Raw genomic sequence first — 26421 nt, 5'->3', positions numbered from 1 at the left:
CGCGTGCACATCGTCACCTTCTCCTTCGAGTGCGGCGGCTTCGACAACCGGCTGATGCGCGGCGGGCTGTCCCCGCTCGTGTGGAACCTGTCCCGTGAGTACGCCGCACGCGGCCACCGCGTCTCGCTGGTCACACCCGCGCACGGTCACCTCCGGGCCCTGCGGGAGCGGTTCGACGTCCGGGAACTCGACTACCGCGACGAGCACACGGTGCCGCTGGTGCTCGACCCCAAGGTGTGGCCCGGCCGGCCCGCCGAGACCGGTCTCGCCCTCGACACCCGCGCCCACCTGCTGCGCCAGGACGGCGTGGACGTCTATCTGCTGTCCGACGCCTTCCTGGACCTGCTGCCGGACCGGCTCTACCCGCCCCCGGCCCTGGAGGGACGGGACCTGGCGTACCTGAAGCCGCTGGTCTTCCAGGTCGGCGGCCTGCGCTTCGTCCAGCGCCACCTGGCGGACGGTCCGGTGGTCGTGCACGGCTTCGAGCCCTACTACCACTACCTGCTGCCCGCGGTCCTCGCCGACGACGACCGGTACCGGACGGTGAGCACGATCGCCGCGAACGCCCCCGTCACGCAGAAGGTGTACCGGCCGCAGGTGGAACGGCTGCTGGAGCTGTTCGGGGTCCGCGGACCGGACCTCGACGCCCTGGACGGGCCACCGCCCGCCGAGGACTCCCCCCTGGCCACCATGGCCCGGGCGCTGGCCGGCACCCGTATGCACGTCGAGTACGGGCCGGACCACGTGGGTGTGTTCCCGCTGATCGCCGACCGCGCGGATCTGATCGACTTCGTCTCCTCCGGCCAGCGCGACCACTACGTCACCTGGCAGGACACGCCGTTCGAAGCCCTGTTCCAGTCGCTGCCCGTGGCGCGGCGGCTGCGCGAACGCCCGGACCGGCTGCTGGCCGGCGGCTGCGGCATCGCGGACAGTTGGCTGGCGCGCGACCCGGAGGCCGTGGACCGGGCCGCGGTGCGCCGGTCGCTCGGTCTGACGGGCACCGGCCCGGTCTTCTACCACGCCGCCCGCTACGCGGTGCACCACAAGGGCCAACTGGAGCTGATGCGGGCCGTGGAGGAGGTGCTGGCCGGGGATCCGGAGGTGGGTTTCGTGATCCGCTGCTCGACCGGGGGCGGCGGTGACGCGCCGGCGACGGTGGCGAACGCCGCGTTCCAGCGGCTCGCCGACCGCTTTCCGGGACAACTGCGTCTGGAGTGGCGGCTGGCCGACGAGGACACGTTGTTCGAGCAGGCGGCGAGCGCCGACTTCTGCGTGTATCCGTCCAAGTTCGAGCTGGACGGTTTCCTCATCGCCCAGGCCGAGGCGATGGCCTGCGGGGCGGTGCCGATCGCCACCGCCCAGCGGGTGACCTCCCACTTCGGGCACGGGCGGCCCCTCGACGACCCGGACGCGACGGGCTTGGCCGTGCCCGGTTCCTTCCGCGACGACGACCCGGGGCTGGCCCGGGCCCTCGCCGGGCGAATACGCGAGGCCGTGACGCTCTTCCGCACGGCACCCGGCACCTACGCCCGGCTCTCGGGCAACGCCCGGCGCCTGGGCCGCTCGTTCACCTGGGCCCGCAGCGCGGATCTGCGTCTGGCCGCCTACGAACGTCTGCTGCGCGGCGAGCGCGCGCAGCCGCCGGCCGGCGAACTGATCGAGCGGGGCTGGCTGGAGGCGCTGCCGCCCGCCGCCCGCACCGAGCACCGTGAGCTGATCGCGCGGGCGGCGACGGAACGCGGTGACGCCACCGCCCTCGCCCGCGTGCTCGGGTGCGGCGTCGACGAACTCGCGGCGGACGACTGGGAACGACTGTTCACCTCGGCCCACCACCGGGGGGACTTCACCCGCTGTGCCGAACTGGCCCGGCGGGCGGGCCGACCGGACCTGTGGGCCCGGCAGGCGGACCGCTTCCGGCTCACCGCCGCCGCGGACGGCACCTGGCACGTGCGGTACGCGCACGCCGAAGCGGAACGGGTCGAGCTGGTGGTCGAGGCATCCGCGACGACGGACACGGCCCCCGGCCGGGCCCCGGCGGCCGCCTCCCCCACCGCACCCGCCGCCCAGGCCCCGAGCCCGGCCACCGTGCTCGCGGCACCCGGGGCCCCGGCCACCGCGTCCGTAGCACCCGAGGTCACGGCGACCGCGTCCGCGGCACCCGGGGTCACGGCTGCCGCGGACGGTGAAGCGCGGGAAGCCGGCGCTCCGCGCCCCCCGCTGGAGTCGGTCACCGAGGTCCTCGCCTCCGACGAGCCCGCTCCCGCCTCCGGCGGTGCCGTGCTGCGGCCGCTCGCCGCCGGCGGCGACGGCGTGTTCACGGGGACCCTGGACGGACCGCCGGTGGGAGGTCACGCCGTCGCCATGGTGACCCTGCGCTCCGGCCGGGTGGTCTGGGACACCGTGCCGACCCGCGCACCCGCGTTCCGGCTCGTGGCGACCGATCTCGACGGCACGCTGCTGCGCAGCGACCTGACCGTGTCGGCGCGCACCCGCCGGGCGCTGGACCGGGTCGCCGCCTCCGGCGCCCACCACCTGGTGGTCACCGGACGCCCCGCGGTGGCCTGCCGGCAGCTCCTGGACGCCCTCGGCTACCGGGGGCTGGCCGTCTGCGGCCAGGGCGCGCAACTGTACGACGCCGGTGCGGACCGCCTGCTGTCCTCGGTGTCCCTGGACCGCGATCTCGCCCGCGGCGTCGTCGCGAAGGTCGAAGCCGAACTGGGCCCGGTCGAGCTGGGCGTCGTCACCTCGCCGCCGGAGAGCCGGTTCAAGGTGACCCCCGGCTTCGGGGAACGGGTCCGCCACGGCTGGGACGTGACCACCGACCCGGGCCGGCTGTGGGGGGCGCCCATCGACAAGCTGATCCTGCACCACCGGCACGTCGACGAGGACCGGCTGGCCGCCGTCGCGCAACGGCTGACGGACGGTGAGGTGAGCGTCGTGCACTCGGTCAAGGGCATGGTGGAGGTCCTGCCCGCGGGCACCGACAAGGGCGCCGGTGTGGCCCGGGCCGCCGAACTGCTGGGCTTGACCGGCGCCGACACCGTCGCCTTCGGCGACATGCCCAACGACATCCCGCTGCTGGCCTGGGCCGCGCACGGCGTGGCGGTCGCCAATGCCCACCCCGATCTGCGGGCCATGGCCGACGAGGTCGCCCCGGGCAACGACGAGGACGGGGTCGCCGCCGTCCTCGAACGCCTCTTCGCGCCGGAAGGGGGCCGTCCGTGACCCGCCCCACCGCGCCCGGCCCGGCCCTGCGGGACCTGGCCCGCGCACACGGCGTGAGCACCGCGTACGTCACCGACCGCGGTGAGCGCGTCACCGTCGCCGCGGACACCCTGGTCGCGGTCCTGGCCGCGTGCGGCGTGGACGCCAGCACTCCGGACGCCGCCCGGCGGGCCCTGGCCGCCCGGCGCGCGGCGGACGCGGAGAGGCTGCTTCCGCCCTGCCTGGTGGTCCGGGCCGGATCCGCCGCGGGGCCGCAACTGCCGCGCGGCGCCGAGGCCCGCGTCACCCTGGAGGACGGCGGCGAGGCAGCTCCCGGGGACCCGCTGCCGCCGGGCGCGCACGTCCTGCACGCCGTGGCGGGCCGGCGGCGGGCGTCCGCTCCGCTGCTGTCGGTGCCCGAGCGCATCCCCGTGCCCGAGCGGCGCGGCTGGGGCTTCCTGGTCCAGCTCTACTCGGTGCTCTCCCGCAGGTCCTGGGGCATGGGCGACCTGGCCGACCTCGCCGAGCTGGCCTCCTGGTCCGGCCGCGCGCTGGGCGCCGGCTTCGTCCAGTTGGGGCCGCTGCACGCGGTGGAGCCGGGCCCGCTGCCCGATCCGTCGCCGTACCGGCCGAGTTCACGGCGGTTCGCGGACCCGATGCACGTCCGGGTGGAGGAGGTGCCGGAGTACCGGTACCTGGACCGGGAGGCCCGCCGCGCGGTGGACTCCTGCGCCGCCCGGGCACGGGCCCTCAACGAGCGCGTGCTCAGCGGGGGGACGCTGATCGACCGGGAGGCGGTGCGCGCCCTCAAGTTCGAGGCACTGCGCCATGTGTACCGGGTGCCGGCCCCGCCCGGCCGCCGTGCGGCCTTGGAGGCGTTCACCGCCCGCGAGGGCGGGGACCTGACGGACTTCGCCACCTGGTCCGCGCTGGCCGAGGTGCACGGCGGCGCCTGGCGGTCCTGGCCCGAGGGGTTGCGCGACCCGCGGTCGCCGCGGGTGGCCGAGGCGCGCGCGGAACTGGCGGAAGCCGTCGCGTTCCACCGCTGGCTGGCGTGGATCACCGACGAGCAGCTCGCCACCGCGCAGCGCGCGGCGAAGGACGCGGGCATGGACATCGGCCTGGTGCACGACCTGGCGGTGGGCGTCGCCCCCGAGGGGGCCGACGCCTGGGCGCTGCAGCACTGCCTGGCCGGCGGGATGAGCGTCGGGGCCCCGCCGGACGACTTCAATCCGCTCGGTCAGGACTGGGGCCAGCCGCCCTGGCGGCCGGAGGCGCTGGCCGCCGAAGGGTACCGGCCGCTGGCCGAGCTGCTGCGCGCCGGGATGCGGCACGCGGGGGCCCTGCGGGTCGACCACGTCATGGGGCTGTTCCGGTTGTGGTGGGTGCCCGAGGGCCGGCCCCCGTCCGAGGGGACCTATGTCCGCTACGACGCCGAGGCCATGCTCGGCGTACTGCTCCTGGAGGCCCACCGGGCCGGGGTGGCGGTGATCGGCGAGGACCTCGGCACGGTGGAGCGCGGTGTCCGCGAGGAACTGGCCGCGCGCGGCGTGCTCGGCACGTCGGTACAGCGCTTCGAATACCTGGGCGGTTCCGAGGGACGGCACGGTCCGCTGCCGCCGCGGCAGTGGCGCAGGAACTGCCTGGCCACGCTGACCACCCACGACCTGCCGACGACCACCGCATGGCTGAGCGGCGAACACGTCGACCTGCGGGCCCGGCTGGGGCTGCTGACCCACCCGGAACCGGAGGAGAAGGCGCGGGCGGCGGCCGAGCGGGACGGCTGGCTGGCGGAGCTGCGCCGGCAGGGCCTGCTGCCCGACGCCGACGGCGAGCTGGTCGCCCTGCACCGTTTCCTGACCCGCACCCCGTCCACCCTGCTCGGGGTCTGGCTGCCGGACGCCACCGGCGACCGCAGGCCCCAGAACCTGCCCGGTACCGCTGACCTGCACCCCAACTGGAGGCTGCCGGTGGCGGACGGGCAGGGCCGGCCGGTGCCCCTGGAGGACCTGCCCGGCCATCCCGGTGTACAGGCCGTCGCCCGCGTGTTCGCCGACGGTGAACCGCACGGAACGAAGACCGAGGAGAGAGATGTCAGGCCAGGCCCTTGATCGGTACGAGGGGGTCCGCGAGGACTCCGGAGGCTTCGACCTGCTGGCGCCGGACGGCACGCGCTACCGTGTGGACGTCACCGGCGGGGTGTTCGACCCCCGCAACCCGCTCCTCGCGGGCTATGTGGCGGGACGGCGCGTGGTGGCCTTCGTCGGACCCACGGTGGACCGTCTCTACGGGGACCGGCTGCGCGCCTACCTCGACGCCCGGCTGGAGCCGGGCAGTTGGAGCGTGCACACCATCGGCAGCGGTGAACGGAACAAGACCCTCACGTCGGTGGAGCGGGTGTGCGCCGTCGCCAAGGCGTCCGGCCTGGACCGGCACGGGGTGATGCTCGCCGTGGGCGGCGGGATCGTCGCGGACGTCGTGGGCTTCGCGGCCTCGATGTACGCCCGCGGCATCCGCTACATCAAGGTCAACACCACCCTGGTGGGACAGGTGGACGTGGGCGTCGGCGTGAAGACCGGCGTCAACGCCCTGGACTCCAAGAACATGTTCGGCGCCTACCACCCCGCGCACGCCTCGCTCAACGACCCGGCCCTGCTGGCCACGCTGCCGGCCCGGGAGATCCGCTGCGGCCTCGCGGAGATCGTGAAGATGGCCGTGATCCTCGACTCCGACCTCTTCCGGGCGCTGGAGGAGCACCCGGACGCCTTCCTGCGTTCCTCCGACGGCGCGCTGGAGACGTACGTGCTGCGCACGTCGATGCGGCTGATGATGGAGGAGCTCTGCCCCAATCTCCGCGAGCACGACCTCGCCCGGCTCGTCGACTTCGGGCACACCTTCAGCCCGGTGATCGAGACGGCCGGCGGCCACCGCCTGGAACACGGCGAGGCGGTCGCCGTCGACATGGCCCTGTCGGCACACGTGGCCCGGCTGCTGGGGCTCGTCGACGCGGAGAGCTGCGCGCGCGTGGTGACGCTGCTGCGCCGCATCGGCCTCCCCGTCTTCGACCCGGCCACCTGCACGCCGGAGCTGATGACGCGGGCCCTGCACGCCTCCTGGCAGCGACGGGGACGCAAGCTGCACCTCGTCGTGCCGACCGGCATCGGCAAGGCGGACTTCGTGGAGCGGCTGGAGGACCTGCCCGCCGACGTGCTGCGGGCCGCCCTGGACGCGCTGGCGCGCGACGGGGGCGCTCGGTGACCACCCGGGACGTGGTGAACCTCGGCACGCTCCTGCGCGGCAAGGAGCACGACCACGGCGGGCTGGGCACGATCCTCGCGCACCGCCTGTTCGCCCGCGCCGAGGGCGGCGCGGGCGCGGAGTTCATCGACCTCGCCGTGCTGCCGCCCGGCACGTCCATAGGGCGCCACCGGCACGCCCTGGACCGTGAGACGTACGTCGTGCTCAGCGGCAGCGGGCTGATGTACCGGGACGGAGCCACGTTCCGCGTCGGCGCCGGGGACGTCGTCGTCAACCGCCCGTACGGCGAGCACGGCCTCGTCAACGACTCGGCCGCCGAGCTGTGGCTTCTGGTCTTCGAGGAGGAGCTCCGTGACCATCCCGCAGTCTGACCGTCTCTCCGCCGGTCCGGCGCACCGCGCGGACCCCTGGCGGCCCCAGAACCTCTTCACCGTCCTCGACGTGGGAGGCACGACGCTGCGGACCGGGAGCTACGACCCGGCGACGGCGGCCGTCTCCCGCGTGCGCCGGGTGCCGGTCGAGGGCATGGCCCGTCATCCGGGGGACCCGGTGGCCGGTCTGCAGCGCCGCGTCGTGGACCAGATCGTCCACGAGGTCGGCCGGCACACCGCGGGGACGGCGCCGCGCGCCGTCGGCGTGGCCTTCGCCGGGCCGATCTCCGCCGGCGGCCTGGTGCTGGCCGCTCCCACGGTGTGGGGTCGGCGCGGTGACCCGCTGCCGCTGGGGCAGCTCCTGACGGAGCGGACCGGCGTACCGGTCGTGGTGGTCAACGACCTGACCGCCGCGGCCTGGCGCTACGCGGCGACCGAGACCGAGCCGTTCTGTCTGATCACCGTCAGTTCCGGCATCGGCAACAAGGTCTTCCGGGGCGGGGAGGTGCTGCTGGACGCGGACGGGCACGGGGGCGAACTCGGGCACTGGGTGTGCGATCCGTCCCCGGGGGCGCCGCTGTGCGACTGCGGTGCGCGCGGCCATCTCGGTGCGATCGCCTCCGGGCGGGGGGTGCTCGCCGCGGTCCGCCGTGCGGCGGACGCCGACCCCGCCGGTTTCGCCCGGTCCCGGTTGGCCGCGCGCTGCGGCGGCCGTGTGCCCGGCATCGACAACCCGGCCGTCGCGGCCGCGGCGCGGGAGGGCGACGAGTTCACCACGCGGGTGCTGCGCGGCACCCTCACGCATCTCGCGCAGGCGATCGGGGCCGTCTTCACCTCCGTCGGGGTGTGCCGGTACATCGTGATGGGCGGCTTCGCCCTGGCGGTCGGCGAACGCTACCGGGAGCTGCTGGTGGGCGAGTTGGTGAGACTGGGGTGTTTCGGTCTGGACGCGGACGCCGTCGACGCCATGGTGTCGCTCGGCGAACCGGACGACGACCACGGACTGATCGGTGCCGGCAGACTGCTGGCCGACCGGATGTCCCGGCCGTCCCCGGCGGGTGCCCGGTGAGCGCCGGGGGCACCCTCGTCGTCGGCAGCGGCTTCGTCGGCACGGGCATCGCGCGACGGCTGGCGGCGGCCGGTGAGCCGGTCACCGTCACCTCGCGGCACCGCCCGGAGCACCTTCCGGACCTCCCGGGGTTCGGGTGGCACGCCCTGGACGCCACCGATGCGGCGGCCTGCGGCCGGCTCGTGGCCCGACTGGACCCGCGGCGCATCGTCCTCGTGCACGGCCCGTCCGACGTCACATGGTGCGAGGAGCACCCGGACCTGGCCCTCGCGGCGCACACCGCCGCGGCCGCCCACTTCGCCGCGCCGGCCCGGGACGCGAGGCTGCTGATGATCTCCACCGACAACGTCTTCGACGGGTCCCGGCCCGACAACCCCGAGGACGCCCCGGTCTCCCCGGCCAACGCCTACGGCCGCGCGAAACTGCGGGCGGAACGGACCCTGCTCGACGCGGCGGCGGACGCGGTGGTGCTGCGGGTCAGCCTGGTCTACGGGCACGAGCCCGCGGACGCCGGCAAATGGCTCAACTTCTTCGCCGCGTGCGCGCACCGGCTGCGGCGCGGCGAGCAGGTCAGGGTGCCGCGGGACCAGTGGACGACCCCGGTGCTGGTGGACGACGTAGCGGAGGTGACGGCGGCCCTGCTGGACGCCGGCGCGGCCCTGCCGCCGGTCCTCCATCTGGGCGGGCCGGACCGTGTGAGCCGTGCCGCCTGGGCCTCGGTCGTCGCCGAGACGCTGGGGGCGCCCGGGCACCTGGTCGTGCCGGTGCCGCGGGCGGCCACCCGGTACGCCTCCCGGCCGGAGAACGCGTGCCTGACCGGCTCCCGTCTCGCCCGGTTGCCGGCCACCGGGACGATCACCGTCCGGGGCGTGCGGGAGGGCGCCCGGTACCTGGCCCCGGCGTTCACGGCGGCACGCTGAACACCCCGCCCGGCGCAGGGTTCGCAGACGACCGTGAACGAGGTCGTCACCATCGGCACCGCCATGGCCGGCGGCACGGCCGCGTGGGTGGTCCGGCCGTGCGCCGTGCCGTCGGCGGGTGCCTTCCCGCCGCGGTGCGGCGCCCCGGTCACTCCTCGATCCACTCGGGCGTCGCCTTGCGGCCGGACGGGACGGCCATTCCCGGCTCCCACTTTCCCTTCCAGCCGTACGGGATCTCCATGATCTTGAATCCGCCACAGCGCATCTCCTCGCCGATGGCCTCGACCTCCCTGAGCAGCGCGTCACCCCTGAGGTGGCTCAGCCGGAAGGTGAGCGTGTAGGCGTACTCCTTGGTCCTGCCGGCGTGGATGTACGAGTTGTGCAGGAGGGTCAGCTCGGGGTTGGCGGTGGACCTCGACCCGGCGAGGAAGACGCCGTTGCCCGCTTCGTCGATGCCGCAGCCCGCCTCCGCCAGCCGGTTGCGCAGCCAGTCGAGACCGGGGCTGAAGTCCTTCTCGGGCACGATGTGGTGGGCGTGGTAGCCCTCCGGCGGCTCCGCCCCGTCGCGCGCGACCAGCGACCTGCGCAGGGCGCGGCTGCCGGGCGTCTCCACCACGTCCCGCAGCGGCTTCTCCAGTCCGCCGGGCCCGTACTTGGTGCGGGGCGGCTCCTTGTCGCGGACGGACAGATCGGCGAGGTCCTCCTCGGACACGATCTGCGGCATGGCCGCGTCCTCGACCGGCAGCTCCTTCTCGGCGATCGCCGCCCCGAGCCTGCCCCGCGGCATGTGCTCCAGGATGCGCGCGACCCACTTCTTGCTCAGGTAGACCTTGCGCAGCGCCAGTTGGCGGCCGAGGGCCCGGACCTCCTCGGGGGCGTACTTCTCCAGCAACTGCTCGACCCGGCGGGCGACTTCGGCCGACAGCCGCTTCCGCGGCCCCTTGAAGAGGAGCACGTCCTCCTTGGTGAAACCGCGGTCCGCGAGCCTGCGCAGGACGTCGGCGAGCCGCTCGCGCGGCGGGGCCGGCGCGGGCGGCGCCTCGGGCTCGATCGCGGGGGCCTCCGCCGGCGCCTGCCCTGGTGTCCCGCCTTCGGCGCTCTCCGGTGCGGTCCCGCGCTCTGCTGCCCCGGGTCGCGCTTCGGGCGCCGCCTCCGGCCGCGGCTCGGGCCGTGCCCCGGGGAGCCTGCCGGACGCCTCGCCACCCGGCTCGGGCCCGTAGGCTTCCCGCAGCGACTCGGCGGCCCGGGACTCGTACTCCCGCCCGAGCGCCTTCAGGACGTCGCCGACCTTCTGCCGGAACCCCCGGGCGATCGCGGGCCCGGCCTCGTTCCCGACCGTCCTGCCGACCGCGGCCTCGACCGCCTCCGCACCCCGCAGCAGCAGCCCGGCGATCTCGCGCAGCGGCTTGCCGCTCGCCCGCAGCGCGCGGGCCGCCTGCGTCGCGGTCGTGGCCTTCTCCAGCGCGAGGCGCAGGGGCGGGGAGAGGACGGGCACCGCCAGGAACTCGAACGCCAGCGTCATGGCGAAGCCGGTGGTGAAGCGGTCCCAGTACCTGCCCGGGTCGGACCAGCCGTCGCAGTGCGAGTAGTGCACCAGGTCGTCGCCGAACTGGTACGTGGCCTCCAGGCCGCCGACGCCGGTCGCGGTCGCGACGCCGCGCAGCCCGTAGACGATCCACTTGGCCGCGACCTGGCCGACCAGCTCGCGTGTGACGAGCTGCCCCGCGGCGAAACCGCCGAGCCTTTTGACCACCCCGGACAGGCCCTTGAAGCCGACCGCGTCCAGCTCGCCCTTGAGCGCCGCGCCGAGATAGCCCTCCAGCGTCCGGTCCTCGGCGTCGGTGGTGAAGTGGTGGACGACCACCTGCATGCTGACGAAGAAGAAGAGCTGGCCGACGGTGGCGACACCCAGTTCGACGATCATCACACCGCCGAGGACGACCGCCTCCCCCATCATGAGGACGGTGAGCGCGCTCTCCAGATGCCGCACGTGATAGGTGGTCAGGTACGCCTCGAAGGCGGCGGGCACCTGGACGCGTACGTCCCCCGCGGGCATCCACGGGTTGTCCCCGACCTTCTGCACCGGCTGGTAGTGCACGTAGACCTCGTCGATCCCGCGCTCCCGGCGGCGCTCCAGCTTCAGCACCCGCACGGACTTGAGGAGCGTGACCTTCACGAGGTCCTTCTCCTCCAGCGGCGGCAGCTCCCTCGCGGCCTCCTGGGTGGCCCTGTGCAGCAGTTCCTCGCGGGTCATCCGCTCGCCCGGCCGGCAGACCATCCGGCCGACCAGCTCGGACACCTTCTTGCGGGTCGGTTCGCGCAGGCGGTCCAGGATCTCCGGCTTCGGCTGGAGGATCCGCGAGAACTCGGCGTAGTACGGCTCCACCACCGCCACCACACCGGCCCGGTCGTCGCTGCTCCGGCCCGCCGCGCGGAGCCTGCGGCCCGGGTCCCGGTCGAGCAGGATCTCCTGGGCGTCCACGTCGTAGTGGTGCTTCACGATGTCGCGGACGAGGGACTCGATGTCCCCCGCCACCGCCGCGATCCGCGGGTCCCGGTCCGCGAGCGCGACGACATCCCGCTTCAGCGGCGTGTCCAGCGCCGGAAGGCCGCGGACCGCGCGCACGAACGCGTCGAGCCCGCCGCGCCGCTCCAGTTCGTCGAGCAGCAGTCCGAAGAGCTCCCCGTCGTGCACCTTGGTGGTCCACCGGGTGAGGAAGCCGCGCAGCGCGTCGTCCCGGTCGGCGCTCCAGATGCCGTTCTCCGTCCGCAGAATGCGCTCCGCCTCGGCCGCCTCGGCGCGGACGAGGTCCGCGTTCGCCGTGCGCAGCACCTGCTTGCGTACGTCCCCGACCAGCGGGGTGAGGTTCACGCCCGTGCTGCCCGGCGGCCAGAAGCCGCCCGCGGGCGCCCCGCCCGAGCCGGCCCGCGCGGCCAGGAAGGTCCCGAGGGCCGGGCCCAGCCCGGCGGTCGCGGACCGCGTGAGCGGTACGACGGCACCGAGCCGGCCGCCGAACTGCTCGCGGCGGTACTGCGCGAACAGCGCGGCGAGCGCGCGCTCGTGGATCCGGCGCCGGACCGTGAACGGGGTGACGACGACGGCGACCGGCACCTCCGGTGCGTCCCGTACCGCCGCGGGCAGGTCGAGCCCGGCCTCGGCGGCGAAGTCCGCCGGTGTGCCCAGGGCCGCCGCCTCGCGCAGCGGCACGTCCACGGCCCCCACCTCCCCCAGTGCGACGAGGTCGGCGAGGACGACGCCGGGCAGCGGCAGGAAGACCGACAGCGTCCACGCGCCGGGCCGCAGCACCTGCTGCCGCTCGCCCTCCGCGGGCCCGGGCCGCTCCACGACGAAGCCGCGCGTGGTGAACGCCGGGACCCGGTCGGCGACTTCGGGAGCGGCGCGCACGAACAGCGCGCGCAGCTCGTCCCAGCCGTGCACCGACCACACGTACTCGTCGGGCCGCCGGGTCGCGGCGAAGCGCCCGAGGACCTCCTGGCCGTGCGCGCCGGCCTCGCGTTCGTCGAGCACCTCGGTCACCCAGGCGGTCGCCGGCACCGGCTGGTCCAGCAGCGGGAAGTAGAGCTCCAGCGGGTCGGCGGGGTCGGTGGAACCGCTGTCCCGGGCGGCGTGCTGCTGCCGGATCTCGAAGAACCGGCGGGGCGTGAGCCGGAATTCCACCGTGGTCTCGACGCGCCAGGGCTCCGCCGCCGCCCGCCCCGCCGGGCCCGGAGGTACCCCGCTGCCGGCGGGCACCGTCGGCAGCGACCGCGCCCGGGCGGCCTGCTCGACCGCCCGGCTCACCCGGCCGAGCAGCGCGGACCGCTCGGCCGCGGTGAGCTCGCCCCGGACCAGTTCCGGCGGGTGCAGCACCACCGCGGAGGCGTGCAGCGCCTGCTGGGCCCGGTCGAAGGCCCGGCTCAGGGCCCGGGCCACGGCGTCCTCCAGCCCTTCGGCGGCCAGCAGTGCGCCCGCGCCCGTGCAGCGCAGCCGGAGGGGGAAGGTGAGCGCGCGGGCCGCCGCCGGTCCGCGCGCGCGGCCGTCGCTCACGCCACGCCCCTCCTCAGACCGTCGTGAACGGCTCGCCCCACCGGGTCAGTCCGGGATCCGCCGGATCACGGCGCGGGCACCCCTCGCTGACCAGGCGGGCCTTGCGGGAGGCCACGCACCCGCAGGCGCCGCAGACCCGGTCGTCACCGGTCTTGGCCATGGCGACCTTGTAGACCCACTTGACCGGCGGCTCGGTCAGCTCCGGGCAGGCCGCACAGGCCGCCGTCCGCCGCTCGTACGTCTCCGGGTCCACGGTGCGGAAACCGGCCGCCGCCCAGCGGTTGAGCGCCTTGCCCGCCTCCACGACCAGCCCGGCGGTCGAGCGGTTCGCCACCCCAGCCGTGGCCGTGGCCGTCTCCGTTTCCGCTTCCGTCTCCGTTTCCGCCTCCGCCGTCTCCGGGGCGGAGTCCTCGGGCAGCTCGTACGGACGGTTGCCCGGGTGCTCGACCAGCTCCCGCAGCCGCGACCGGTTGCCGCGGAAGGCCAGCAGGACGAAGCAGTAGGTGTCCTCGACCATGGCCCGGCGCAGCGCGGGTGCGGGGAGCGGGCCGGGCAGCCCGACGTACTCCGCCGCCGCCGCTCGGGCCTGCTCCCACTCCAGGCCGTCCAGCCTCTCCTCCAGTTCGGCCAGCATTCCGTCAGTCCTCCTGCACGGGTGCGTTCAGGGCGCAGTCGGGTACCGGCTGCATGCGCATGGCGGCGCCGTAGGACTCCAACCGGCAGTCGATCGAGGGCTGTTCGCAGCGGTTGCGCGGGTCCCCCTTGCCCGCGGCCTCGTCCACGTAGCCGAAGACGGTGGTGATCTCGGCGAGGCCCCGCTCGCACATCGTCGGGAAGACCGCGGGTGTCCAGATCCCCCGCAGTCCTTCGATGGCCGCGTGATCGGCCTCGCCCACGCATTCGGCGCCGTCGTGGTAGGCCAGCGCGTGGGAGAGCACCAGCGCGAGCCCGGCCTCGGTGAGTGCCTTGATGCGCAGCAGGCCACCGCTCAGCACCACGTACTTCTGCCGGAGCTGGGTCCACGCGTACGCACCGGGCAGGCTGTCGTTCCAGTCGATCAGCATGACCACGTCGCCGTGCCGCGGCCGGGCCAGGTCGATCAGCCGCTCCGTCACGGTGATGCGGAAGGTGTTGGTCGAGGAGAACCGCGGGGCGCCGTCGCGGATCTGCTCGGCCTGGTCGTTGGTGAGGAAGCCCTTCGCCCCGGGCGGGATGGTGACCAGCGGCCGGGGCGGTTCCAGGGCCGAGGCGTGGAGGCTGATACCGGCCGCCCGGACGTCCTCCAGGAAGGTGCTGTGCGCCCGGTTTCTGAGCAGGTACTCCTCGGTTCCCGCCACCGGGGTGTTCTCGTCGAAGACGATCGGGTCGATGATGTCGGTGTTCCGCAGGTTCCCGCTGCTGTGCATGCGCTGTACCGAGAGGTCGGCGGTGACCACGCCGTAGGTGCTGAGCAGGTGGCCGTCGAGGTTGACGCCGTCGAACGGGCCCATCTCCAGGGAGTGCACACCGACCGACAGGCTCCTGGTGACCGGGCCGAAGACCTCGGCCTCGCCGCCGTCGGCGCGGCGCAGCCGGTCGCCGGGCACCAGCACCCCCGCCGACTTGAGCAGGCCGTCGGCCATCAGGAACAGGGTGTCGTCGGTCACCTGGAGGGCGCGGATGTCCTCGGTGTCGTAGGCGAAGACGACGTTCAGGACCGGGAAGGCGGGCTGGGCGGTCTCCATGCCGGAGGCGAAGGACACCTGCGTGGGCTGCCACGCCAGGCTCGCGCCGGCGGCGAGGATGCTGTCGCCGGTCTTGATGTCCTGCACCTTCACGAATTCGCCGGGCCGCGCCTCGATCGGCGTGTCCTGGCCGAAGCAACTGCAGCAGCACGAGCACTGCTTGTAGGTGCCGGGCGTGTCGCCGGGGATGAACATGATCCACGGGTCGTCCGGCAGGTGGCCGTTGAGCTCGCAGTGCTTGTCCACGGTCTGCTGCGCGGCGGCGCAGATGTCGTCACCGCACCACACGTTGGCCGGCGGCGGGGAGCTGTTGACGTTGTCCATGCATTTCTGTGAAGGCATCGGTGTGTCCTCTCCTCGGTGGTGATGTCAGCTCTGGATCTCGAGCCGCAGGACGCGGACCGAGACGGTGACGGCGATCGGCCGCTGGTGCTGGAGGCGGAGCATGCGGGCGATCAGCGGCGCGCTCGTCCCGGTGTCCGCCGCGAAGGCCATCTCCTGCCAGGTGACCTGCGCGTTCAGGAAGGCCGCGCCCGGCCGGACGCTGACGAAGTGGAAGGCGTGGCTGGTCAGCGGGAGCAGCGAGCCGAGCTGGACGTCAGACACGCCACCGGTGGCCGGGGGGCCGGCGTTGAAGGCGGGGATCGTGACCGTCGTGTCGATCAGCGTTCCGGCCGAGAGCCGGGTCTGAAGCGCGCCGTCCACCTCGGTGATGACCTCGGACAGCTTGCCGAGGTCGGCCTGGAGGGCCCGGAAGCGGGCGTTGAAGCCGTTGGGGCCGCCGGCCTGCACCCGGTCCCGGTTGTCGACGTAGTCGGTGTGCTGGAAGGTCGGGGTGAAGGAGACGCCAGTCATGTGTCGAGGCCCTTTCGGAGTTGTTCCGGATCCAGTCGCGCGGTGGAGCGGTGCAGGCGGAACTTGGGATACGTGTAGACGGGGTCGAGGGACGGCCGGCCGGCCAGCTCGACCACGGCCGGGCGGATGTCACGGGTCAGCACCTCGACACCGAGCGGGTGCAGGGCGTGCACGACGTTCATGATCAGCTCGTACTGGTCGCGGGTGATCTTGGCGCCGGCCGGGACCGTTCCGGCCAGCCGTACCCGCAGCGCGTACGGACCGTTCGCCCCCGCCTCGCGGTAGGCGGCCTGCACCCAGACCCGGCCGGCCCGCCGCCCCGTCAGCCGGGAGGTGTTCGGCGCCGCGCCCGCCACCTCCGCCCGCCCGGCCGTGGGGTCCAGCGGCCCGGTGGACCAGATCAGGCGGGTGGCCGCCGAGACCGCCGAGGGGGCGGGCGCCGCCTGCAGGGTGATGTCCGCGCCCTCCTCGACCTCGCCGGATCCGCTGACCACGACCAGGTCCTCGGCGCGGTGCAGCACCTTGACGTCGGAGCCGTCCACGGTGACCCAACTGAAGCCGGCGGCGTGCGCCAGCGCCGCGAGCCGTCCGGCGGACAGCGCGGAGTGCCGCATCGTGAGGGCCCGGCCCTGGGAGGCGAGCGTCGGCGTGCCGCCCGCCGGCACCGGGACGAAACCCGAGCTCAGCGTGAGCGTGCCGGTGAGGCCGCTCACCAGTGCGCGCAGCCGGCCGGCCGTGCCGGGCTGCATCCGGCCGGCGTCCGCGGTGGCGGCGGTGACCGAGGGGTGGGTGAACGTCACGAGGAAGGCCGGGTCGAAGCGCTCGGCGGGAGCGCCCGCCGCGTCCCGGCCCGCGCCCAGGGTGCCGTCGGCGGAGATCGACGCGCCCGTGGCGAGGGTCGCCGGCAGTACGCGTACCGCGGCCGAGGCGGTGGCGGCGAACCCACCGGACACGACGTCGAGGGTGATCACGGCGGGGCCGGGGGTCACCGCGGTCACCGTGGCCCGCCCCGCGGCGGCCGGGGCGACCCCGACCCCGCCGGCCGCCACCGACCAGCGCAGGTCGGCCGCGGCGGGCGGCACCGGCGAGGCGGCCAGGGTGACGGTCGAGCCGGCCTCGACGGTGATGTCCTGCCCGGCGGCGCCCGGAAGGCCGATGACGACCGGTGTGCCCGGGGCGCAGGAGGCGTACACCCCGGTCGCGTCCGGCAGGGTCCGCACCAGCCCGAATCCCGCCCGGTGGGCGAGCGCGGCGAGTTCGGGCACGGCGATCGCGCCGTGCCGCAGGACGACGGCGCGGCCCGCCGCACGGGCGTCCGCGGCGTCCGGGGTCCAGGCGGCCACGACGTGCAGGCGGCCCGCGGCGCCGGTCATCGTGCGCAGCCGGTCGAGCATCCGGGCCAGCGGCGGCTGCATGAGACGCGGGTCGCCGGACGTCACGGGCCCGTAGTCCACGTCGGCCGCGTCGTGTCTCAGCAGCAGCGCCGGGTCGATCGCCAGGTCGTCCGCGTCGCCGTACAGGTCGTCCTCGGACACCACCCCGCGGCGGCCGGTGGCGTCCATGCTCTCGCCCGGCGGGAGCGCCGCCGGCACCACCCGGACGATCAGGTGGCCGCGGTCGGCGGGGGAATCGGTGTCGTCGACGACGAGCGGGTCGGCCACGCCGCCGATCTTGCCGACGAGGCCGTTGAGCACGGCCGTGAGCGCGGCCGGGGTGGGCAGCGTCCACGTCCGGAAGATGCTCAGCCGGCGCCGGTAGTGGTCGTCGTCCTCGCCGAGCACGGGGGCGAAGCCCCGGCGGGCCACCCGGCTGACGCGCACCTCGTCGACGGTGGCCCGCAGCGGCGTGCCCGGCCCGGGGCCGATCACCAGCGGCTGCGCGGCGGTGAGCGCGCCGAGCTCCGATGCGGGGCGCACGTCGGCCGGTGCGCCGTCCAGCAGCAGCGCGACCGAGCCCTCGGCCCGGTCGAGGACGAGGGCGATGTGCGTGAAGCGGTCGGTGCGCAGTTGGCGGCCGCCGTACAGCACCAGTTCGCGGATGCCGTCGCAGACCGTGGCGCGTACGGTCCGGGGCAGGCCGCGGCCGAACGCGCCCAGCTCGATCGACCACCCCGCACCGGTCGCGGCGCGGCGGGCCAGGATCCGGGCGTCCGGGCCGTCGGCGTCCGGTCTGACGAAGCACTCGGCGGTCAGCGCGGCGTCCGCGGGGACGTCGAAGGCGGTGGCGGAGGTGACCGTCACGGCACCGGAACCGGTGAAGGCGGCGGCGGTGCCGTACCGCCCGAGGGCGCCCAGGGTGACGCTGCCCGAGAGCGTCCCGTGGTGGGCGGTGCGGCCGGGGAAGCGACCGGTGGAGTCCTCCACCGCGACCGGCGCGCCGGGCACGTCGTCCAGGTGGTAGAGCGCGACGGTGTCGTCGTCCACCGAGTGGGCCAGCGGCGGGAAGCGCGGCACGGCCAGGTCGGCGCCGAGCAGGTCGAGGCTCACGCCGGACGCGGTGGCGAGCTGCCGCTGGGTGGCGGTCCTGGCGATCTGGCGGCGCAGCACGTCCCGTTCGGCGCCGAGCACCCACAGCAGGCGCGCGGTGTGGCCGAGCAGCGCGGTGACCGCCCACTGGTCCGCCACCGCGCCGGGCGCGGGGACGAAGCCGGCCCCGGCCCGGCGGGCGACGGTGAGCCGGGTGAGCCGGGCGGCGTCGGTGGCGCCGGCCGGCAGCGGCAGTGGCACCGACTCGCCGGCCAGGGCGCCGGCCGGGAGGATCACCTCCGCGGCGTCCGCGCCGCCGGCCAGGGCCGGATCCGCGACGCGCACCCTCACCCGGGTGTCGCTGTCGAGGTCGCGCAGGGTGCGCACCACGTACGACGGGGTGGGCAGGGCGCCGAAGCGGGCGACGTGGTCGGTGAAGTCGTATCCGCCGACATCGGCCGCATCCGGTACGCCGGCGGCCGGCACGAGCGTCAGGTGCAGCACGTCGCCGCCGGCCGCGAAGGGCGCGGTGAGGCGGCGGGACATCCGGCCCGCGGCGCCGCGGGCGACGGAGGCGAGGTCGAGCTCGGCGGGCAGCGTCACGGCGTCACCAGCTCCAGGTCGTGCAGGGCGGCGTCGGGGCGGAAGACCGGCAGCTCGGTCGGGCCCATCACCAGGTTCTGCCCCACCGCGGCGTCCACCGAGGTGGTCTGGAACACCACCTCGCCGAAGGTGATCCGGCCGAACGCCGCCGGGTGGCGGCGCAGGTGCAGGCGCTGGACGTCGAGTACGCCCTCCACCTCGACCACGGTCCTGACCACCTGGCTGTACAGCACGTCGCCGCCGAGCCGCAGGGTGCCGAGGGCGCCGGCGAGCCGGGAGCGGATCGCCCGGTCCAGCGCCGCCTCGTCCGAGCCGCGCTCGACGACCACGAGGGCGCGCACACCGACGTCGATGTGGTCGGCCTCCAGGACGTTCGGGTGCACTCCGGGCGGCCGGACCTCCTCCAGCACCTTCCGGACCCGTTCGAAGAGACCCGGCACCGCGCCGGTGGTGCGCCAGGGCCAGCGGTAGTCGTGCGCCACCACCACGTCGAAGGTGTACGGCTCCCCGATCCGCCGCTCGGCGCTGAACAGCCGCTCGGCGAAGGAGAACTCGTCGAAGACGCTCTGCGACACGTCCACCCCGCCGAAGGGGTCGGAGACCAGCACGTCCACGACGCCGTCGACGTCGAGCACGGCCTGCTGGACGGCCTCCGAGGTCCACACCGTGCGGGCGATGCCGAGTTGCCGGCCGCGGTAGGTGTCGTCGTCCTCGTGGCGTTCGCCGCCGGTGAGGTCCGCCGCGTTGTGCACGGTCACGTCGGCGGGGCCGAAGTCGGCCAGGTAGGCCGCGCGGTATGCGGGGTCGATCGCGGTGATCTTGTCCTTCTTGGCGTTGCCGTCGGTGCCGCGGGCGAGGGCCTGCACCGGCACGTCCCGCGCGGGGGCGGCGGCGGTGAGTTCGGCCGTGGCCGTGGTCGCGAAGGACTGCCCGAGGGACGGGGCCACCAGGACGATGCCCTCCGGCACGACGTAGGTACGGCCGGGCAGGCCCCCGGTGAGGGACAGGGTGACCTTCCCGGTGGCGAAGAGGTCGCGGCGCGGCAGCCCGACGTCCTTGCCGAGCAGGTCGAGGCTGTCCCCGGTCGCGGTGGACACGTAGCCGCTGTAGTAGTAGTCCTGCAGCCGCTTCCAGAGCTCGGCGTCCTCCATGGCCGCGGCCTCGATCAGCTTGGTCAGCGGGCTGGTGGCGCTGAGGTCGGCCGTCAGACCGAGGGTGGCCCACATCTGCCGGGCTCTTTCCCGGGTGTCGTCCATGATGGCGTCGATGCCCTTGACGACGAAGCCGTCCCTGGTCACCCCGTATTCGGTCATCGCTCAGAACTCCACATCGATCAGGACCGACGTCGTGACGTTCTGGACCGTCTCCACCGTCACGAGCACCTGCCATTGCCGCGTGCGGTGGTCGGACGGACGGCCGCCGGCCGCCAGCACCTGGGTCACGAACTGCGGGTCGTCGTCGAACAGCACCTCGGTGACCTCGCGGACCCGCGGATCGGAGCCGAGGGTGCGCACCACTTCGAGCCGGATCAGCTCCTTGGCCGTGCGCCGGTCGTGGGCGCCGGTGAACGCCCCCCGCACGTCCAGCCCGTAGCCGGCGTTGAGCGGATCGGTGCCGAACGGGGTGAGCAGCCGCAGCGTCAGCGCCTGTTCGAGGTTGGCCAGGCCGTGCACCATCTGCGGCTCGGCCTTCCGCGGGTCCGCGGCGAGCACGAGGTCGCCGTCCTGGAGCCGGAAGCCGCAGCCGTACAGGATGTCCCCGGGCGGCGGGGCGGGGCTGGTCATGACGCCTCCAGCACGGTCTGGCCCGCGCTGCGGACCTGCCACAGCACCGGCTGCGGCGGGACGGCGTCGGTGAGGCCCAGCGCCGTGTCCAGCATCACCGGCTGGCCGGACACGGTGAGTGTGCGGCTCTGCCCGGTGACGACCGCCGTCACCTTGAGGCAGGGTTTCAGCCCGGGGCCGTTGTTCGTGCAGCCGGTCACGGTCGCGGCGAGGATGTCCGCCTGCACCAGCACGGGCGACCCGCCGGCGGTGAGCGCCGCGGTGGACGCCCGCACCGTCAGCAGTCCCTGGTGGGCGCAGACGAGCTGGGCGGCGGCGGTGAGCACCTTCGGCATCAGGACACCGCCACCCTCGCGCCGTCGAGTCGGAGCGACACCTTGCCGTTGGTCAGGGTCAGCGACTTGTCGTCGGTGGTGACGGTGACCTGGCCCTGGGACGAGATCTCGATCCTGGTGCCGGAGTGGTGCTCGATGGTCACCGTGTCGTCGGCCGGCGGTTCGGGCCGCTTCCCGACCTCCGGCAGCTTCCGTGCGCCGACCAGTACGTGCAGCGCCCGCACCTGCACGGTCCTGCGGCCGGCGGCGTCGATCAGGTCGTTGGCGCCCTTGCCCGTGGGCAGGCCGTCGTCGTCCAGCTCGGTGGGCAGGGCGAGCCAGTAGTCGCCGGGCTCGTTGCCGGGCGGCTCGTGCCCCGACTGCCGGGACCACAGCCAGCCGGCGACGACGGCGTCGTCCACCGCGCCGCGGTTGTGCGCGAGCAGCGCGCGCATCCCGGGGTAGACCGGGGTCATCAGGCCGACCTTGTGGAAGGCGAAGGGTGCCGCGAGCGGTTTGGCGTGCAGCTTCACGTCGTCGTCGACCGGGCTCGCGACGCTCGGCGTGGACACGTCGGGCTGCGGGTGCTGGCCGTAGTGGAGGTCCGTGACGTGCTTGCCGTCCTTGCCCGGGCGGTACGCGGTCACCTCGCCCACGTCGATCGCCGGGTGGTCGGACCGGCCGCGCTCGACCACGTCGCCGATGCGGTCCACCACGCCGCGCACACCGCCGGTGAGCCGGGCCCGCTTGCCCGGCGCGACCGCGGTGAGCGTGAGCCGGCAGGTGTAGCCGGTGGCCGCGCCGTAGGTGTGGGTGAGCCGGCCGATGCGCAGCGGGCCGTCCGGGACGTCGTCGAGCCCGGTCACGGTGACGGTCTGCCCGGCGCGCAGCTCGGGGTGCCCGAGAACGGTGACCTCCAGACCGGTGCGTACGGCGGGCGCCGCGCCCTGCGCCGGGATGTCCGGGCCCTCGGCCTGGGTGTCCGCGCGGGCGACCAGGTTCCGGTCGGGATCGACCTGGACGGGCGCGGACTCCCGCCCGACCGCGTCGCCGAGCAGGACCGAGCCGTCCCGTACGACGATCGGCACGTCCGCGTCGGCGGCGAGCTGCTGGAGCGCGGTGAGGGTGTTGCCGGAGCAGACGCTGACATCGCCCACCGATCCGGGGATCGTCGAGCCGGGCGCCAGGTCCACCCCGGCCGGCAGCAGGTCGCGGACCAGTTTGATCCGGGGCAGCGCGGCCGGCCGGTCCAGCCTGGCCGGCTTGTTGCGCAGCAGGTGACCGGCCTCCTCCTGGCCCTCGATGACCGTCTCCGTCAGCCCGCCGTCGCCGATCCCGGTGGTCACCTCCGTGGCCCGCCCGGTCATCACCGGCCGCGCGCCGAACCGCGTGCCCAGGTCGTCGAAGTAGCCGAGCCGGATCGTCACCTTCAGCCCGTCCGACGCGTAGCCCGACCGGAGCTGCCGGACGGTGTCGGCGGGCAGGTCGTAGAGGGTGACGCGGAACGTGTCTGCGGTCGCGCCCTCGCCCATCTCGACGGTCACCTTCGCGTCGAGGACGAGCCCGCCGGCGTACACGTCGTTGCTCACCGTCAGCGGCAGCCCGCCGAACCCGGCGAAGGAGGCGGCCGCCTGGAGCAGACCGCCCCCGCCGCCGGACGCCTGCTCGACGTGGACGCGGTGCCACAGCACCAGGCTCATGCGAGCGCCACCCCCGCCACCACCTCGGAACCCCACCGGCCGGCGCCGTTCAGGTTGCCCAGCGCGATCCGGACGGTGCGGAAGACCAGCGCGAGCTCGCCCGCGCGGTACACCAGGCCGGGGATCACCTTGCGGCGCAGCAGCGTGACGCCCTCCGCGGTCCCCTCACGGACCACGGACACCACCAGGAAGGCGCCGTCGCCCGGCAGTTCCAGCACGGTGCCGAGGCCGGCCGGGGCACTCGCGTCCGGCAGCGCCTCCTCGGCGATCGTGACCTGGAGGCCGAAGACGTAGGAGCGGCCCTCGAAGGAGAGCCGGAACGACTGCGGGAAGCCCTCGTCGGGGTCGACGGGCAGACGCAGGAAAGGTGGTTCGCTCATCCGGACTCCAGACGGATACGGGTGACTGGGGAGGGCCGGGGCGGCCCTAGAGCGGGGGGCCGGGGCTGCGGGGCGCCGGGCTGGGCGGCGGCGCGGCCCGGGAGGCCGCCGTGCCCGCCGCGAGCGCCATGTCCGCCGCCTCGCCGGCGAGTGCCGAGAGGTTGGAGCGGGGCACGTGCTGCAGGCTCAGCGAGACGTCCAGCGCCTCCCGTTTCGTCGTGCTCTGCGTGATGCGCAGATCGGTGATCTGCATGTCCAGACTGATCGTCAGGCCGGACACCACCGGGATGCCGGCCACCGCCAGCAGCGGCCCGGCGGCCGCGGCGAGCGCCCGGCTGGTCAGCGCCATCGCCTCCAGCGCCTTCTTGACCAGCAGCCGGTCCGGGCCGATCAGGATCGCTTCGATCGCGATCGTCTTCACGGTCGGCTGGGTCGCCTGTGACCAGCGGCTGCCCAGGATCCGCTCGATCCGGTAGCCCTGGCTGATCGACATGCTCTGCACATGCAGCAGCGGGACGGCGCCGACCAGCACCGGCGGATTGGTCATTGCCGGCTCGCCAGTTCGCGGTCGAGCTGCGCGAAGACCTCGGAGACGACCCGCTGCACGAGGGCGTCGTCCGCGTCGCCGGCCACCTCGACCTCGACCGGGAAGTAGTAGTGGACCGCCGCGCCCCGGCCGGCCGGGGCTGGTGGCCCGGCGGCCGGGAGGGCGGTGTCGCCGGGGCCTGCCACGGTCAGTCCTCCACGCCGACGGTCAGTGCCATGCAGGTGAAGTTCGCCTGCGGCACCCCGTCGACGACCACGTTGCTGGGCGAGGCCGAGGTGACCACGCAGCGGGCGAATTTCATGGCGTTGAACGCCCAGTCGGTGCCGCGCCTCTCGGCCACCGTGACGGCGAACTCGGCGCCGGTGACCGCCAGTTCGGTGAGGTCGGCGACGGTCGAGGCGATCGCCGGCACGGTCATCGTGAAGGTGAAGGTGAAGGGCTGCCGTACGTAGCCGGTGTTGTCCTGCTCCAGGCTGTGCACCACGGTGTGCGGCACGTTGAAGGTGGGGGTGAAGTTCGTGATCGGGGTGATCGTCCGATCGCCGAGCTTGACCTCGAGGCGGGTGTTCCAGTCGGCCATGGTCGCGGGTCCTCCTACACGAACTTGAGCGTGATCGACAGGCGGTGGACCGCCCCGGCGTAGTCGACGGAGACCAGGACCTCGACCACGCGCTGGGCCTGCGCGTCGTCGATCCGGGCGCGCTCGGCCTCCGTCAGGGTGTTCGGGTCCTTGTCGAGCAGCGCCTTGAGCGGCGAGGTGATCTCGAAGCCCTCGATGACCTCGCTCTGCACCAGGGGCTGGAGCACCGCTTCCATCCGGGCCTCCAGGGTGCGCAGCCCGGTGCGGCTCACCCGCAGGGTCCCGATGGTCTTGATGAGCTGGGCCTTGAGGCGGAAGGACACGTCGTCGACGGTGCGGACGATGTCGATGTACTTCTTGCCGCCGGGGTCGCCGGTGTAGCCCTCGCCGAGGTAGGTGCCGTGCCCGGGGATCAGCACGGGGTCGACCAGCCAGTTCACGCCGTTCCCGGCCGGACCGCTCCCGAAGGTCTCGGTGCCGTTGATGGTCGCGATCTCCGCGGGCGTGAGGGGCGCGCTGGTGATGTTGACCGGCTTGAGCAGCATCGAGATGTGCGGCTCGTAGCCGGCGATCACCCCCGCCAGGGCCGCCGCCGCGTCCTGGTCGCTCTTGTGGGCGAGGTAGACCATCCGCTCGCTGGCCAGACTCCCGGTGACGACGGAGGTCGCCGTGGACCCCTTGGCGAGCATGGCCACGCCCATCCGCTCCTGGCCGTCCCCGCCGGTGCTGGACACGCTGGTGACGTGGCCGGCGAGCTGGGCGATCGCGCCGTTCGGTGCGGCGGTGGTGCCGTCGACAGCGGTGTTCGCGAGGACGACGAGCTGTACGTCGAGGGCCGCCACCGTGCCGAGGGCCGTTCCCCAGTCCGTCCCGGCCGTCCCGGCCGTGCGCACGCCGTAGACCAGCGTCGGGCCCGGCGACTGTGCGAAGGCGAGCGCGATGGACTCGCCGAGGGGGCCCGGGACGCGGCGGCGGGCCTCGGCCGGGTCGGTGAAGGCGGTCGGGGTGTTCGGGCGGACGACGGGCGGCTCGTCGCCCAGCCGCGCGTCCGGCACGGTGTCGCTGAAGGTGGTCGTGGTGTTGTCATCGATCTTCGCCAGCAGTTGCCCGGAGCCCGCGGGCCCGTTGACGGCGGTGCGGTAGATCCGGCGGCCCACGGTGCCGGTGCCCGCCGCGCCCGTCGGGATGGCGGTGAGGTTGACGGTCTGGTTGCCCGTGGTGGTGGCGACGGCGGCCTCGGCGCCGGTCTCGGTCTCGCCCTGCGCGGTCACCAGCGTCACCGCGTAGCGGTAGTTGCCGACCCCCAGGCCCGCGCCGGAGGCCGCCGCGGCGGTCGGCGCGGCCGGGGCCGGGGCGGCGGGCTGGACCTGGCCCACCACGGCGACGTTGCCGTACGCACGCACCGCGGGCGCGAACAGGTCGGCAACCGGGTTCACCCGGATATAGCGGACAGTCATCGATGTTCCGTCTCCATGCTCGCTCGGTGCTCAGTCGGTGGAACGGGGCCGCCGGCTTGCGGCGCGGCCTTGCCCGCTGCCCGTGGCTGAGCGCGGGAGCGGGGCGGGTTCGCGGTCACGGGGGCGGGGATCACGGCCGCGCCGGTCTCCTCCGCCCGCGGGGTGGCGGGCGCCGGCCGGGCCGCCGGTGCGGGGGCGCGGCGGTCGGGGCATGGCTCCCGCATGCCCGGTGCCGGGCGTCAGACGAAGAGAGCGAGCACTCCTTCGGCGGCGAAGAACGACTCCAGGGCGGTGGTGCTCAGTGGCCCGCCCGGGGCAACTGCCGCGGGTATGAGGAGCACCGGGGCGTACGGCGTCCGGATCTCCGCCCCGCCGGCCTCGCCCGGCAGGACCGCGCTCTCCACGGCGGCCCGCGCCAGCTTCGCGTCCCGCAGCAGGGACGCGACGTCCACGGTGTCCCGGATGAGCATCGCGAGCCGCAGCTCGTACGGGTGCCTGTTCGCCGGGTCGTCGGGGTCGAACGGCCCCGGGGCGCGCAGATGGATCTCGGTGAGCAGGTACTGGAACGCCTCGCGCAGTTCCTCGACGGTGGTGATGTCGTGCTTGCGCAGGAACGCGTCCACGTCGAGGAAGCGGAAGCGGCTGCGGAAGTCGTCCAGGCTGGTCACCCCGGTGATCTCCCGCGTGACGACGGACTCCACCGCGCCGCCGTCGACCTCGAGCAGCAGCGTGACATCGATCTCGGCCGACAGATCCACCCACAGCGGCGCCAGCGGATCCCGCTGCTCCAGGGCGACCTCGGTCCTGGTGTACGCGGGGGTCGACCGGAACCAGTTCCCGCTGGTACGCCGGGCGGCGACCACGGGCCGCTGGAACTCCACCTGCCGCACGTGCAGGTCCGAGACGTCCCGGACGGTCGCGAAGTCCATGGTGTACATGGCGGCCAGCAGCGCGCGGACCCGGGCGTGCTCGGTGTCTCCCGGCGGATCCACCAGGGCGGCCAACTGCGCGGGGTCCCGCAGCCGCACCATCTGCTCGTCGACGAAGGCGCTCACGAGGCCGCCCTCGCGGTGCGGGCGGCCGGGTCGCGGCGATGCGGCGGCAGCGGATCGCGAGGCAGGCCCGACTCGGCGGCAGCGGCC

Annotated in this window: 21 protein-coding genes; 6 read left to right on the top strand and 15 right to left on the bottom strand. The window is 74.4% G+C overall.

Annotated elements, in window-relative coordinates:
• Positions 1 to 3 precede the first annotated feature (3 nt).
• From IE316_RS36080 to IE316_RS11085, 6 genes are read left to right on the top strand one after another with little or no spacing between them, the layout of a single operon-like run.
• Complete coding sequence (locus IE316_RS36080) at positions 4 to 3225, top strand: Cof-type HAD-IIB family hydrolase (protein ID WP_190204049.1); 3222 nt, start codon at positions 4 to 6, stop codon at positions 3223 to 3225.
• Positions 3222 to 5315, top strand: coding sequence for a 4-alpha-glucanotransferase (gene malQ, locus IE316_RS11105; protein ID WP_190204048.1), 2094 nt, complete (start codon positions 3222 to 3224; stop codon positions 5313 to 5315). Before IE316_RS36080 ends, malQ begins: the two co-directional genes overlap by 4 nt.
• On the top strand, positions 5296 to 6462 hold the full coding sequence (locus tag IE316_RS11100) for a sedoheptulose 7-phosphate cyclase (protein ID WP_190204047.1): 1167 nt from the start codon (positions 5296 to 5298) through the stop codon (positions 6460 to 6462). Before malQ ends, IE316_RS11100 begins: the two co-directional genes overlap by 20 nt.
• Positions 6459 to 6833, top strand: coding sequence for a cupin domain-containing protein (locus IE316_RS11095; RefSeq protein ID WP_190204046.1), 375 nt, complete (start codon positions 6459 to 6461; stop codon positions 6831 to 6833). The genes IE316_RS11100 and IE316_RS11095 overlap by 4 nt, the downstream gene beginning before the upstream one ends.
• Positions 6814 to 7902 carry an ROK family protein gene (locus IE316_RS11090; protein ID WP_229910327.1) on the top strand — a complete coding sequence of 363 codons (1089 nt, stop codon included), beginning with the start codon at positions 6814 to 6816 and terminating at the stop codon, positions 7900 to 7902. The genes IE316_RS11095 and IE316_RS11090 overlap by 20 nt, the downstream gene beginning before the upstream one ends.
• Positions 7899 to 8822 carry an SDR family oxidoreductase gene (locus IE316_RS11085; protein ID WP_190204045.1) on the top strand — a complete coding sequence of 308 codons (924 nt, stop codon included), beginning with the start codon at positions 7899 to 7901 and terminating at the stop codon, positions 8820 to 8822. The genes IE316_RS11090 and IE316_RS11085 overlap by 4 nt, the downstream gene beginning before the upstream one ends.
• A 148-nt stretch (positions 8823 to 8970) precedes the next feature.
• Here IE316_RS11085 and IE316_RS35935 read toward each other — a convergent pair whose 3' ends face one another.
• The 15 genes from IE316_RS35935 to IE316_RS11010 form a co-directional block, all read right to left on the bottom strand.
• The gene (locus IE316_RS35935) at positions 8971 to 12870 is read right to left on the bottom strand and encodes an AHH domain-containing protein (protein WP_190204044.1); all 3900 of its coding nucleotides are present in this window, start codon (positions 12868 to 12870) and stop codon (positions 8971 to 8973) included.
• Between the two features lie 13 nt (positions 12871 to 12883).
• Positions 12884 to 13504, bottom strand: coding sequence for a hypothetical protein (locus tag IE316_RS11075; protein WP_190204043.1), 621 nt, complete (start codon positions 13502 to 13504; stop codon positions 12884 to 12886).
• Between the two features lie 4 nt (positions 13505 to 13508).
• Entirely contained in the window at positions 13509 to 14936 is a 1428-nt protein-coding gene (locus tag IE316_RS11070; RefSeq protein ID WP_190204042.1) for a M48 family metallopeptidase, read from the bottom strand.
• Between the two features lie 27 nt (positions 14937 to 14963).
• Positions 14964 to 15449 carry a hypothetical protein gene (locus IE316_RS11065; RefSeq protein WP_190204041.1) on the bottom strand — a complete coding sequence of 162 codons (486 nt, stop codon included), beginning with the start codon at positions 15447 to 15449 and terminating at the stop codon, positions 14964 to 14966.
• The gene (locus IE316_RS11060; RefSeq protein WP_190204040.1) at positions 15446 to 18517 is read right to left on the bottom strand and encodes a LamG-like jellyroll fold domain-containing protein; all 3072 of its coding nucleotides are present in this window, start codon (positions 18515 to 18517) and stop codon (positions 15446 to 15448) included. Before IE316_RS11060 ends, IE316_RS11065 begins: the two co-directional genes overlap by 4 nt.
• On the bottom strand, positions 18514 to 19830 hold the full coding sequence (locus IE316_RS11055) for a baseplate J/gp47 family protein (protein ID WP_190204039.1): 1317 nt from the start codon (positions 19828 to 19830) through the stop codon (positions 18514 to 18516). Before IE316_RS11055 ends, IE316_RS11060 begins: the two co-directional genes overlap by 4 nt.
• A gap of 3 nt (positions 19831 to 19833) precedes the next feature.
• On the bottom strand, positions 19834 to 20301 hold the full coding sequence (locus IE316_RS11050; protein ID WP_190204038.1) for a hypothetical protein: 468 nt from the start codon (positions 20299 to 20301) through the stop codon (positions 19834 to 19836).
• On the bottom strand, positions 20298 to 20636 hold the full coding sequence (locus IE316_RS11045) for a hypothetical protein (protein ID WP_190204037.1): 339 nt from the start codon (positions 20634 to 20636) through the stop codon (positions 20298 to 20300). Before IE316_RS11045 ends, IE316_RS11050 begins: the two co-directional genes overlap by 4 nt.
• Positions 20636 to 22315 (bottom strand): hypothetical protein, encoded by a 1680-nt coding sequence (locus tag IE316_RS11040; RefSeq protein ID WP_190204036.1) that lies wholly within the window; start codon positions 22313 to 22315, stop codon positions 20636 to 20638. Before IE316_RS11040 ends, IE316_RS11045 begins: the two co-directional genes overlap by 1 nt.
• Positions 22312 to 22695 carry a hypothetical protein gene (locus tag IE316_RS11035; protein ID WP_190204035.1) on the bottom strand — a complete coding sequence of 128 codons (384 nt, stop codon included), beginning with the start codon at positions 22693 to 22695 and terminating at the stop codon, positions 22312 to 22314. Before IE316_RS11035 ends, IE316_RS11040 begins: the two co-directional genes overlap by 4 nt.
• A 46-nt stretch (positions 22696 to 22741) precedes the next feature.
• The gene (locus IE316_RS11030; protein WP_190204034.1) at positions 22742 to 23242 is read right to left on the bottom strand and encodes a hypothetical protein; all 501 of its coding nucleotides are present in this window, start codon (positions 23240 to 23242) and stop codon (positions 22742 to 22744) included.
• Positions 23239 to 23427 carry a hypothetical protein gene (locus tag IE316_RS11025; RefSeq protein ID WP_190204033.1) on the bottom strand — a complete coding sequence of 63 codons (189 nt, stop codon included), beginning with the start codon at positions 23425 to 23427 and terminating at the stop codon, positions 23239 to 23241. Before IE316_RS11025 ends, IE316_RS11030 begins: the two co-directional genes overlap by 4 nt.
• A 2-nt stretch (positions 23428 to 23429) precedes the next feature.
• The gene (locus IE316_RS11020) at positions 23430 to 23822 is read right to left on the bottom strand and encodes a hypothetical protein (RefSeq protein WP_190204032.1); all 393 of its coding nucleotides are present in this window, start codon (positions 23820 to 23822) and stop codon (positions 23430 to 23432) included.
• A 14-nt stretch (positions 23823 to 23836) separates the two neighbouring features.
• On the bottom strand, positions 23837 to 25279 hold the full coding sequence (locus tag IE316_RS11015; RefSeq protein WP_229910326.1) for a hypothetical protein: 1443 nt from the start codon (positions 25277 to 25279) through the stop codon (positions 23837 to 23839).
• A 239-nt stretch (positions 25280 to 25518) separates the two neighbouring features.
• Entirely contained in the window at positions 25519 to 26334 is an 816-nt protein-coding gene (locus tag IE316_RS11010) for a hypothetical protein (protein WP_190204031.1), read from the bottom strand.
• Between the last annotated feature and the right edge of the window lie 87 nt (positions 26335 to 26421).

Origin of the sequence: Streptomyces fumanus, from assembly GCF_014655295.1 — a bacterium.
GTDB lineage: Bacteria > Actinomycetota > Actinomycetes > Streptomycetales > Streptomycetaceae > Streptomyces > Streptomyces fumanus.
Note: the sequence above shows the minus strand (reverse complement) of the source record. Positions and strands in the feature narration are given on the sequence as shown.